General features: G+C 65.7%; 1 pseudogene. It reads right to left on the reverse strand.

Annotated elements, in window-relative coordinates:
* Positions 1-534, reverse strand: a pseudogene (locus tag ACFPFW_RS18515) (hypothetical protein); the annotation flags it as partial.

Genomic DNA, 534 nt, shown 5'->3' on the forward strand with positions numbered 1-534 from the left:
GTCGACCGTCTTGGCGGTGTAGGTGTCGGTACCGCTGCCGTTGGCAAGACCGGAACCCGCCGCGCCGTTCGCCACGGCGAAGTTGCTGATCGTGACATCGGCGTCGGCCGAAGTCGTGCTGGCGCCCGTGATCACCAGTTCACCGTCGTCGTTGACCGACGCCGTCGCGGCAACGTTCGCCGCGGTCAGCTTGGTGTTGATGATTCCGGCGAGCTCTTCCGCAGTGACGGCGGCGCCGGCGCTGGCGGTCTCGGTGTCGACGTCAGCGTAGGCGATCGTGATCGTCTGAGCAGTTCCGCCATTCACAGCAATGTCGAACGAGATGTCGCCGTCGTTTGCGCCGGCGTTGGTGAAGTCGACAGCCGTGAACGCGCCGCCTTCGATGGCTGAGACGCCAGTGGTCAACGCCACGTCGACTGCCGTGTCGCCGACTGCGCCGCCCGAGAACGACAGCTCTTCCGTGCCAGCAATGGTCGCCGTGGACGGGATGGCAGCGTAGGAAGCCGTCTGGAAGGTCTTGTCCTGGCGAGCCTG

The organism is Flaviflagellibacter deserti (assembly GCF_042652085.1).
Taxonomy (GTDB): Bacteria; Pseudomonadota; Alphaproteobacteria; order Rhizobiales; family Methylopilaceae; genus Flaviflagellibacter; species Flaviflagellibacter deserti.